Origin of the sequence: Tropicimonas isoalkanivorans (assembly GCF_900112335.1) — a bacterium.
GTDB lineage: Bacteria > Pseudomonadota > Alphaproteobacteria > Rhodobacterales > Rhodobacteraceae > Tropicimonas > Tropicimonas isoalkanivorans.
Genome location: NZ_FOLG01000002.1, coordinates 165364 through 173162 on the forward strand (window position 1 = coordinate 165364; position 7799 = coordinate 173162).

The window sequence follows — 7799 nt, forward strand, 5'->3', positions numbered from 1 at the left end:
ATGAACGAAGCCGATACCTGCAGAAAGTTCGTCGTCCCGAAGCTGCAGGAAGCAGGCTGGGATGATCGTCCGCACGCGATAAACGAGCAGAGAACTTTTACTGACGGCCGAGTTGTATTTGTCGGCGGCAAAGCTCGCCGTGGCAAGCAGAAGCGCTCAGACTATCTTCTCCGATATAATCCGGATTTCCCGATCGCCGTCGTTGAGGCCAAATCCCGCTACCGGCACGCCGCGGAGGGCCTCCAACAAGCCAAGGAATATGCAGAAATCCTTGGACTTCGGTTCGCGTATTCGACCAACGGGATCGAGATTGTCGAGTTCGACTACACGACCGGCATCGAGCGAACGATTTCGGATTTCCCGGCGCCTGATGACCTTTGGGCTCGGCTCCGCCGCGCCGAGGGCATTGTCGACGACCAAGTGGCCGAACGGCTGCTGACGCCCACCTTTCCAGACCGAGCCAAACCCCTTCGCTACTATCAGGAAATCGCGGTGAACCGCGCGGTCCAAGTGGCCCTTCAGGGCAGGAAGCGGGCCCTTCTCACACTGTGCACCGGAGCGGGCAAGACTGCCGTCGCCTTCCAGATCTGCTGGAAGCTATGGTCAGCACGCTGGAATTCCAAAGGGGTCAACCGAAACCCGAAGATCCTGTTTCTCGCTGATCGCAACGTCCTGGTCGACGATCCGATGGCAAAAGACTTCAGCCCGTTTGGCGACGCCCGTCACAGGATAGCTGGCGGCGTGGCGGTCAAGAGCCGCGACATGTATTTCGCGATCTACCAGTCCATCGCGCGTGACGAGAACCGTCCCGGCCTCTATCGAGAGTATGCGCGCGACTTCTTCGATCTCATCATAATTGACGAATGCCATCGTGGCAGTGCGCGCGACGACAGCAACTGGCGAGAAATCCTCGAGTGGTTCGAGCCTGCGACCCAGATCGGGATGACAGCGACGCCGCGGCGAGAGGATAACGTCGACACCTACAACTATTTCGGCGATCCGCTTTATGAATACAGCCTGGCGCAGGGCATCGCTGACGGCTTCCTGGCCCCGTATCGCGTCCATCGCGTCATATCGGACTACGACGCTGCAGGCTGGCGACCAACGCGGGGTGAACTTGATCGCTATGGTCGCGAGATCCCCGACGCCGAATACTCGACGCGGGACTTCGAGCGGGTCGTGGCGCTGCGGGCTCGAACTCAGGCCATTGCGAAACATCTCGCGGGCTTCATGGCCGAGACCGACCGCTTCGCGAAGACCATCGTCTTCTGCGTCGACCAGGAACACGCGCTCGAAATGCGGCAGGCGCTCGCCGCCCTGAACACCGATCTCGTGAAGGACCATCCCGACTACGTTTGCCGTGTGACGTCCGACGAAGGCGATGTGGGAAGCGCGCACAGGGCGAAGTTTCAGGATGTCGAGACCCAGACGCCGGTCATCCTCACCACATCGCAGCTTCTCACGACCGGCGTGGACGCCCCGACCTGCAAGAACGTGGTGCTCGCGCGGGTCGTCGGCTCCATGCCGGAGTTCAAGCAGATCATCGGACGGGGCACCCGTCTCCGGCCCGACTACGGCAAGCTCGCCTTCAACATCATCGACTACACCGGAACCGCGACGCGCATGTTCGCCGATCCCGCCTTTGACGGCGAGCCCGTCCGCGAGGACGAAGCGGTGATCAATGCGGACGGCGACATCGTGGAAGAGCGCGAGATCGAAGAAGTGGCGCCGGATCCGGACGATTTTCCTGAAGGGCCCGATATCCCGGATGGACCGGTCGAGCTGGGGGACGAGGGCGAGAACGGGCCCCGCAAGTTCTATGTCGACGGCGGCGAGGTCGCGATCGTCCGGCACCTCGTGTACGAACTCGATTCTGACGGCCGGCAACTCGCCTGCCGCCAGCTCACCGATTACACTGGCGACAAGGTCCGCACACTCTACCCCAATGCGTCGGAACTGCGCACGGACTGGCTCGATCCCGAACGCCGGGCGGAAATCGTCGAGCGGCTCGAGGAAAAGGGCATCGACCTCGATTCCCTGGCTGATGCAGTCGGAAAGCCGGAGGCCGACCCGTTCGATCTCCTTTGCCATCTCGCCTATAACGCGCCGCTGCGCACCCGGCGCGAGCGCGCTGACCGTCTGGTGAGGGAGCAGGACGAGTTTCTGGACCGCTTCGGGCCGGATGCCCGCGAAGTTCTGGATGCCGTGCTTGAAAAGTATGCCGAACATGGCAGTGCCCAGTTCAAGCTGCCCGACATCCTTGAAGTGCCCCCGTTCAACGAGTGGGGCAACGTCATAGAAATCGCCGCCCGCTTCGGCGGGGGCAAGGAGCTGCGCAGCGCCGTCACCGAGCTGCAGCGTCTGCTCTACACCGCTTGAATTGAAGGAGCTCTAACTTGGCTACAACCGCCCGAAAGAAGGCTGCGCCGAAGCAACTGACCACTGCCCAGCGTCTCGACAGCATCATCAAGTCCGCCCGCAAGATCATGCGGAAGGACAAGGGGCTGAACGGCGACCTTGATCGGTTGCCGATGCTCACCTGGATCATGTTCCTGAAGTTCCTCGACGACATGGAGCGAATCGAGGAGGGACGCGCAGAACTTGCTGGCAAGGATTATCGCTCGATCATCGAGGCCCCTTATCGCTGGCGCGATTGGGCGGCGGATGCCGATGGCATCACCGGTCCCGACCTCCTGTCGTTCCTCGTTTCCGAAATGACCGAGCGCCCGGACGGCACACGCGGCCCGGGGCTCTTCACCTATCTCCGAGGCTTGCGCGGCGACAATGGGCGGCGCGAGCGGCGCGACGTGATTGCAACCGTCTTCCAGGGCTTCGCCAACCGGATGGAGAGCGGCTACCTGCTGCGCGACGTGGTCAACCTGATCGACGGCATCCATTTCGATTCTTCGGAAGAAGTTCACACACTCGGCCGCCTGTACGAGACGCTGCTGCGCGAAATGCGCGACGCTGCAGGGGACTCGGGCGAGTTCTACACGCCCCGGCCGGTCGTGCGGTTCATGGTCGAGGTGACCGATCCCAAGCTGGGCGAGACCATCCTCGACCCGGCATGCGGCACCGGGGGATTTCTGACCGAGGCATTCCTGCATCTTGAGCGCCAGGCCGATACGGTCGAGAAGCGACGCATCCTCCAGGAAGACAGCTTCTTCGGCGGCGAGGCCAAGTCGCTGCCGTTCCTGCTGTCCCAGCTCAACCTCCTGCTGCACGGCCTGCATGCCCCGCGCATCGACCCGGGCAATGCCCTTCGCTTCCGCCTCGCCGAGATCGGCGAGGATCAGCGGGTCAATGTCATCCTGACCAATCCGCCATTCGGCGGCGAGGAGGAGGCAGGCATCCTCAACAACTTCCCCGAGGACCGGCGCACGGCCGAAACGGCGCTGCTGTTCCTGCAACTGATCATGCGGAGGCTGAAACGCGCCGGGCGCGGGCGGGCCGCCGTCGTCGTTCCGCACGGCACGCTGTTCGGCGATGGCATCTCGGCGCGGATCAAGGCGGACCTGCTCGAGAAGTTCAACCTGCACACAGTGGTCCGGCTGCGCGAAGGGGTGTTCGCGCCCTACACGGACATCCCGGCAAACCTGATCTTCTTCGACACGACCGGACCAACGAGGGACATCTGGTACTACGAGATGCCGCTGCCGGAGGGCCGCAAGAAGTACTCGAAGACCGCGCCCATGGCCTATGAGGAATTTGCGGACTGCCTTGCCTGGTGGAAGAAGCGCGAGCCGAACGAGCGCGCGTGGAAGGTCTCCGCCGGTGATCTGATCCAGCGCGACGAGCAGGATCGCGTTGTCGCCTGTAACCTGGACATCAAGAACCCGCATTCCGGCGAGGTCGCCGATCATCGCGCGCCGCTCGAGATCGTGGACGCGATCATCGCACAGGAACAGCGGATCATCGGGATCATGGACGAGATCAAGGCCGTGCTGGCGGAGCGGGTGTGATGTCGCGGACGATAACCATCGACAGGTTTCTGACCAAGGCAGAGGACTGGGTCCCGGTAAAGCCGGATGAAAATTACAAGCAGATCACCGCACGTCTTTGGGGAAAGGGTCTCACGCTGCGTGGCGAAGTTCCGGGGAGCGCGATTGCTGCCGCCCGACAGTACTGCGCCAAGGCAGGTCAGTTCCTGATCTCGAGGATCGACGCGCGTCATGGAGCGTTCGGGATCGTTCCAGAGGACCTGGACGGTGCACTGGTCAGCAATGATTTCCCCTGCTTCAACATCGACGCTTCGACGGTGCTGCCACATTTCTTCGAGTGGTATTCACGCACGCCCGAGTTCATCGATCTATGTCGCCGAGCGAGCGAGGGTTCGACAAACCGCGTTCGCATGAAAGAAGCGAAATTCCTGAAGATGACGGTGCCTCTGCCTTCTCTCGACGAACAGCGCCGTATCGTCGAAAAGCTCGACCGGGTCGCGGCGCTGGTGGACGACCGCCGCAACGCCATCGAGGCGGCCGAGCGCGAGACGCAGGCGTTGCTGCTGAAAGCCTTCCAGCGCGCCATCGACGGCGCCCCCCTGCGCCCCATGGCCGAGGTCGCGCCGCTGGTGCGAAGACCGGTCGAGATCGATCTCGACGCTGCCTATCCGGAACTCGGCGTCCGGTCATTCGGTCGGGGCACGTTCCACAAACCCGAACTGCCCGGCGTTGAGGTCGGCAACAAGAAGCTGTTCCGCATCTGCACGGGCGACCTCGTGTTCAACATCGTCTTTGCCTGGGAAGGCGCTGTCGCCGTCGCTCAGCCAGAAGACGATGGCCGGGTCGGCTCACATCGTTTCCTGACCTGCGTTCCCGCGCCGGAAACCGCAACCGTCGAGTTCCTACGCTTCTATTTCTCGACGCCCGAGGGATTGCAGAAGCTGGGTGAAGCATCTCCTGGCGGAGCGGGACGGAACCGGACGCTGGGATTGAAGAAGCTCGAAAGCTTGCAAGTGCCGGTCCCACCAATCGGTCGACAGCACTGGTTCGACCGCCTTCAGACGAAGGCGCACGAAGCCCGCACCATCCGCGCCAACACCGCGCAGGATGTGGAGGCCCTGATTCCGGCCATGCTGCACGAGATCTTCGACGGTGGGGCGAAGGCCGCGTGACTGTGAGCCGGGACGATCAGCCCGATCTGCTATCGGACCTTTCGGATCTGGACTTCGTCCGTCATCTGCTGGCCGACCTTCATGACGACCTGCCAGGGAAGGTCGGCCGTTTCCGGATGCTGACAGATCTGGGCGGCCAGATGGGTCGATCCGGGACGATGATTTTCGGCGGCCATGCGGCCTATCACGCTTGGGTCGAAGCGCGTTCGTCGTTCGTGCACGGCAATTATGTGGCGACGATCCTGCTGTGTCAGGGGCTCGTGGAGCATCTGCTGGCGGCATATCTTCACGCCGGGCTTCTGGTTGATGACATTCCGGATCGCATCCAGTTCGCCGACACCCTCCGCCGCTGCCGAGAGCGCGAGGTAGTCTCTGATGAAGACGTCACCGACCTCCGCCGCATGATGGCGCTGCGAAACCCGTTGTCGCACTTCCGGCATGTCGATGACGGCAGCAATCTTGATCGTCGTAGCATCGATGAGAGCAGATCGGCGGACGACCTGCTGCGCCATGACGCGATCTTTTCGATCGGTCTCGCCGTTCGGATGCTTTCAAGGCCTGCGTTCCGGCTCGGCTAGCAATCGGGGCCACCAGCTGGTCATCGTCGAACGGACCGAGTTTTTGGTGGCGTGATCCGATCACCCTTCGCCAAGATGTAGTCGGCGATCTTGTGCCCGAGGGGATGGGGCCCCGCCCACAGCATGTAGTAGATTGGGACACCTCGCGTGTTCCTGACGACACTCGGTGTGGCGGCGTGGCCGAACAAGGTCTTCAGGCGGCCGACGTAGTGGTCAAGAAGCCGCTTGGCTGCATCGTCAACCTTGTGGCGGGTCGTATCCCCGAAGAGGTCGGTGCGCTCTGCGTAGACGAGGCTCTCCCAGTCCGCACCGCCGAAGCAGCCGTTTAGCCCCGCGCGCCAAGTTTCGGGAATGTCACCCGAGCGCGTGATCAATCTGTTGATGGCCATTCCAAGCGGGAAGTTTATGATCACCTCAAACTTCTTGGTTGATCCCAGAGCTGCGACGGTTCGCCAGTCCAGGTGGGGGCCATAAGGATCGAGGAAAGCAACACCCCTCATGTTCCGCCCCGCAATCCGCGGGACCAGCTTCTGGATCAATTCGTTCGCGTCGCCAACCTGAACGCTGATCTTTCGAGCCGGGTACTCTGCCCTCAAGCCCTCGAGAAGGGCCGCGCGCCCTGCATCTGCGTCAAAGAAATGATATTGGGTGAAAGGGTGTTCGAGAGCGAGGGCTCGGTGCGGGGAGCCTTCGATGAACTGCTCCTCGGACCGAACGAACTCGTCATCAAGAAGCTGAAGGTCTTCGTCATCAGCACCGGCCCAGGCGTCGCGGATTCTTGACCGTCCCGCGCCGGCGAATGCGTCGACGTAGACCAGTTCGAAGGACTGTTTCTTCAGCGCAATGGTGTAAGCGTGAAGATATGCCTCGAGGCCATCGAGCTTTTGCCGAGCCCATGGGCCAACGGTATTTTCAATATGCGATTTCTTCAATGATGGCGGTACTCCGTGCGAAATGGTTCACGCTGAAATCTGATCGAGGATCGGCTTCGGGACGATTTGCCACGGAAAGCCGTTCCATTCCTCACCATCGAGCAGACGCCCCCCCGACTTCGGACGGGCGCCACCCCATTGTTTGAAGAAGAAAGCGACGTCGTCACGTTCGCAGATGTCCCGCATCTGGCGGGCCCAGCTTTCGTCCATGGGCCGAGCCCGGGGCCCGCTCTCCCCCCCGACGATGGCCCAAGCGACGCCCTGCAGATCGACATCCCCGACCGGTCCGAGCAGCGGCTCGAACGAGATGAAGCGCGCGTCGGAATTGATCTGCTTCAGGTGCTCGATCCGGCTCGCGTGCGCGGCGTCCTCGACAGAAACGCCGAGCCAGATGTGCCGAGGGACCGGCCCTCCATCATACCGCTTCCGAACGTAGTTGCGCATGAGCGAGCTGCGCTTGGTCAGCACCTGGTAGACGTGCCAGTCCGCCAGCTCCATGGCGTCGAACACCGCGTCGATGAATGTACGGTCGATGTCCTTGTGGAAGAGGTCGCTCATCGAGTTCACGAAGATCATCCGCGGCTTTTTCCAGAGCACGGGCTGCTTCAGCCTCGACGGCCAGAGTGTCAGGACAAAGCCCTGCTCGTAGGGGTGTCCAGGGATTCCACGCCAGCGCTCTGCGAACCGCTCGGCGTAGCAGTTGTCACAACCGGGACCGACCTTGGTGCAGCCCGTCACCGGGTTCCACGTCGCGTCCGTCCATTCGATGTCTGACTTCTGGGCCAACTGCTCGCCTCACACTTTTTCACAACGGTAACACGCGGTTGACTCAGCACAAAGCACGAACAGCGGCTGGGGTGAGATTGGTCCCAGCCGCAGCCGAACCAGCGCGCAACGGGCGGCGTTCGATCTCTGTTCCATCCGCCATCCAGCTGGATTTTCCAAATTGCGTGCATCACGGACTTCGAAAGATCACTTGAAAGCAATGACTTAAAGCTGTTCACCGAAAGCGCGGCGGTTAACAGGTCCGGAGAATATCGGCCCGGAGAGAACGCGTGTGCGCCCTTCGGGGCGTAGGCCGGTTAACAGCCCAACCCGCATAACCCCCGAAAACAACGGAAAAATCCGGCTGCAGCCGGATCGGGAGAACGCTTTCGCGAGGGCAAGTGGCGGAGG

6 protein-coding genes are annotated in these 7799 nt (G+C 61.9%); 4 read left to right on the forward strand and 2 right to left on the reverse strand.

The features are described 5' to 3' along the window. The 4 genes from hsdR to BM075_RS05040 are packed head-to-tail and all read left to right on the forward strand — an operon-like array spanning position 1 to position 5691. Positions 1-2379, forward strand: coding sequence for an EcoAI/FtnUII family type I restriction enzme subunit R (gene hsdR / locus BM075_RS05025; protein ID WP_177208254.1), 2379 nt, complete (start codon positions 1-3; stop codon positions 2377-2379). A gap of 17 nt (positions 2380-2396) precedes the next feature. After that, on the forward strand, positions 2397-3962 hold the full coding sequence (locus tag BM075_RS05030) for a class I SAM-dependent DNA methyltransferase (protein ID WP_218152813.1): 1566 nt from the start codon (positions 2397-2399) through the stop codon (positions 3960-3962). Beyond that, the gene (locus BM075_RS05035) at positions 3962-5113 is read left to right on the forward strand and encodes a restriction endonuclease subunit S domain-containing protein (protein WP_093359566.1); all 1152 of its coding nucleotides are present in this window, start codon (positions 3962-3964) and stop codon (positions 5111-5113) included. Before BM075_RS05030 ends, BM075_RS05035 begins: the two co-directional genes overlap by 1 nt. Beyond that, a complete protein-coding gene (locus tag BM075_RS05040; RefSeq protein WP_218152814.1) occupies positions 5110-5691 on the forward strand; it encodes a hypothetical protein in 582 nt (193 codons plus the stop codon). The genes BM075_RS05035 and BM075_RS05040 overlap by 4 nt, the downstream gene beginning before the upstream one ends. A 20-nt stretch (positions 5692-5711) precedes the next feature. Here BM075_RS05040 and BM075_RS05045 read toward each other — a convergent pair whose 3' ends face one another. Beyond that, entirely contained in the window at positions 5712-6623 is a 912-nt protein-coding gene (locus tag BM075_RS05045) for a three-Cys-motif partner protein TcmP (RefSeq protein WP_177208255.1), read from the reverse strand. 27 nt (positions 6624-6650) lie between these two features. After that, a complete protein-coding gene (locus tag BM075_RS05050) occupies positions 6651-7409 on the reverse strand; it encodes a DUF5131 family protein (RefSeq protein ID WP_093359569.1) in 759 nt (252 codons plus the stop codon). Positions 7410-7799 lie beyond the last annotated feature (390 nt).

Coding starts and splice junctions, on each gene's coding strand:
- hsdR (WP_177208254.1), top strand. CDS start 1: ATGAACGAAGCCGATACCTGCAGAAAGTTCGTCGTCCCGAAGCTGCAG.
- BM075_RS05035 (WP_093359566.1), top strand. CDS start 3,962: ATGTCGCGGACGATAACCATCGACAGGTTTCTGACCAAGGCAGAGGAC.